Genomic DNA, 2,948 nt, shown 5'->3' on the forward strand with positions numbered 1-2,948 from the left:
GCCTGAGGGCCCCGCTCCCCCGCCGCGTGCGCTGTGCCTGCGGGAAGCCCGTCAGCAGAACCAGCCGTTCTGCACCCACCCCCGTCGGTTGACGTCCCCGTAGGCGAAGCCGTAGACCCAGTCCCCCCCGGCCTGCTCGACCAGGAAGGTCTGTCCCCGGTAGAGGGTGCCCATCCACGCCCCGTGCGGCGCGGTGGTCCGCACGTACAGGTCCTGGGCGCAGACCGTCTCGCGGACCCCGGCCCTGCCGTCGGCAGCGGCGGCGGGGCTCGCGGAGAGGGTGGTCGCCCCGGCCAGGGCCAGGAGCAGGGCGGTGAGCGTACGCGTGCGCGTCATCAGGTGTCCTCCACGTCGTCCGGTGACAGGGATCACCAGGAACCGAACCCGCCCAGGCACTCCTGCCGGACGTAGCCCCAGTCGTTGGGTCCGTAGTCGAAGGTGGCCGCCCAGCCGTTGTAGACGGGGTGGGCTCCGCGGGTGTGGCCGACCTTGTCTCCCCGGTACAGCACCCGCTTCAGGCCGGTGGGGCCCGAGGAGCTGTCGTAGTTGGCGTAGAAGCTGGCGCTGTCGCAGACGATGACGGCGTGCTCCGGCGGTGTGGGCGCCGCCTGTCCGGCGCCGGCCGCGCCCAGGACGAGCAGCGCGGCGGAGGACAGGACAAGACCCGCCTTGGCAGTCGTGTTCATGACAGAGATGATGGCGGACGAAGCCCCAGAAGTCAGCACCCCGTCACGAGGTACGCCGAGGGGGCGGTCCCGCCGTCGCGGAACCGCCCCCTCTTCCGTGTGGTCCTAGCGCTCCTCGCGGAACAGGACGTGCTCCCGCGCCACCGGGTCGTACTTGCGCAGGGTCATCCGGTCCGGGTCGCTCAGCCGGTTCTTCCGCGTCACGTACGTGACCCCGGTTCCGGCCGTCGACCTCAGCTTCACCACGGGACGCGCGGTACTACGTGCCATGGCACCTCCTTCCGTTCTGGCCATGTCAACGGCAGGGGAGGCCCTGGCATTCCCCGCCCGGGTGTCGGTGGCATGGGCCATGATCGGGAGCATGGACCCGACGATCGGCGCGCCCCGGCCCGCGCCCGCCCGGGAGTGGGCACGCCACGAGATGACCGCCGCCCTCGGCGGCCTCGTCACCGGGTCGGGCATGTGGGCGCAGGACGCGTTCCCCGGTATCGCCCGCACCGCCGCGTTCCTCGACGGGACCTGGACCCCCGATCCCGGCGAGGCCGGTCCCCGACCGGCCGGCGACGGCTCCTGGACCCGGTTCATCGGCCGCCCGGACATCGTGGCGCTCCGCGCGGCGGCTCCCTCCACCCCGCCACGGCACCGCGAGATCCTGCTGGACTTCCTGGAGATGTGGGCGGGGACGTCCTTCGCGGACCCGGACCGCCGCTTCCGGGTGGGTGTCCTCCAAGGACCGGACCGTCCCTTCGGCGTCCGTGACGAGCGGGGCGCCGCCTCGAGCGTGTACTGGCCGTCCGACGGCCGCCACCGGTTCGTGGAGACGTGGGCCCCGTCCGACGCCGGGTCCGCCGGCGGGGCCGCCGGCCCGGTGCTGCCGGGCGAAGTGCTCCACGTGACGTGGACCCGTCCCGGCAGGTACACCCGCGACCGGCTCCTCGCACTGGTCGCGGCGGTCCGCGAGCGCGGGCCGCTGCCGTGGGACCCCGCCGCGGTGACCGCTCTCGCCCGGGCGACCGGTGTGAGCCGGGCCGCGGCCGCCCTGCTGCTGGCGGGCGCACCGGCCCCCTACCGCTTCACCGCCGAGGAGCGCGAGGTGCTCGGGCTGAGGACCGCCGAGGCCGAGGACGGCCTCAAGGAGGTGCGCGCCCTCACGGAGGCGGACCTGATCGCGGTGACGGCCGACGTCCTGCCGGACGACCCGGGTGACCTGTGGCGGCCCGGAGGGCTGCGGGAGGTGGCGTCCCGCCTCGCCGCGGCCTGGGCGGACCGGTTCGGGGCCTGGCCCCAGGCGTCCGAGACCGCGTGGCAGGCCGCGCTGCCGCTGGACCGGCAGATATCGGCGGCCGACCTGTGCCGCCTCTTCCTCGACCCCGAGCGGGTGCCGTCGGTGGGCATCATCGGCGTCAACCCGCGCTGGCTGGAGCCCCGGTACCGCGGTCTGCCCACCGTCTGGGACGTCCGGAGCCGGCCCGACGCGGAGCTGCTGCTGGACGCACTGCTCACCGCGGTGCCGTGGGCCTACGCGGAGCTGCCCGCGGGTGACGCGGTGCGGGAGGGCGCCCCGGAACTGGTCCGGTACCTGCGCCGGACGCTGACCCGCACGGACTCGCCCGGCCGTCTGCTGCGGGACGCCCTGGTCCACGGCACCCGGCGCACCGACGCCGGGCGGCTGTGGCTGACCGGCGAGGCCTGCGAGCGGATGACGGCCCGGATCGGCTCCGGCGCCCTGCCCGAGGGCGCCTACGAGACGGATCCGCGCGCGAGCGCGCCGAAGCTGGTGGCGGAGGTGACCTGCCGGACCGGGCTGTCCGAGGACGCGGCCGCCCTGTACCTGCAGCTGCTCGCCCTCCCCTCCCCCACCGACCGGAACGTGCGCCGCTGGAACGGCTGGACCGCACGGCAGCACCGTGAGGCCGCCGGCGAACTCGCCGACCGGCGTCTGGTGGTGCGCGACCGGCGGCCCCGGGCGGGACGCGAGGTGTTCCTGCCGGGTGGGTGGGCGCCGAGCGGCCGGCCGACGTGGGGGCTCAGGCCGCCGCCTCCCCTGGAGCGCTGGAAGGTCCCGCTGCTGGGCGCCGAGCTGAGCCACGAGGGGAAGGTGACCCACCTGCCGCCCCTCCCGGACACCCTGCCCGAACTGTTCGGGCGGGCCTGGCGGCTGGTGTGCGACGGGGACGGACCGGCGCCAACGCCCTGACGCCGCCACACCGCGCCGGGGACGGACCCGAACCGGCGCCCCGACGCGGTGTGGCGGCGTCAGGG

4 protein-coding genes are annotated in these 2,948 nt (G+C 75.4%); 1 reads left to right on the forward strand and 3 read right to left on the reverse strand.

What is annotated here, in order from left to right; genetic code table 11:
* Positions 1-51: 51 nt before the first annotated feature.
* The 3 genes from ACOV8S_RS26735 to rpmG form a co-directional block, all read right to left on the reverse strand.
* Positions 52-336 carry a hypothetical protein gene (locus ACOV8S_RS26735; protein ID WP_448320915.1) on the reverse strand — a complete coding sequence of 95 codons (285 nt, stop codon included), beginning with the start codon at positions 334-336 and terminating at the stop codon, positions 52-54.
* Positions 337-368: 32 nt separating this feature from the next.
* Positions 369-686, reverse strand: coding sequence for a hypothetical protein (locus tag ACOV8S_RS26740; RefSeq protein WP_448320916.1), 318 nt, complete (start codon positions 684-686; stop codon positions 369-371).
* 105 nt (positions 687-791) lie between these two features.
* Positions 792-956, reverse strand: coding sequence for a 50S ribosomal protein L33 (rpmG, locus tag ACOV8S_RS26745; RefSeq protein ID WP_108956676.1), 165 nt, complete (start codon positions 954-956; stop codon positions 792-794).
* A 91-nt stretch (positions 957-1,047) separates the two neighbouring features.
* Here rpmG and ACOV8S_RS26750 point away from each other — a divergent pair, with 91 nt between their 5' ends.
* Entirely contained in the window at positions 1,048-2,883 is a 1,836-nt protein-coding gene (locus ACOV8S_RS26750; protein WP_448320918.1) for a hypothetical protein, read from the forward strand.
* Positions 2,884-2,948 lie beyond the last annotated feature (65 nt).

The organism is Streptomyces sp. CO7, assembly GCF_053474865.1.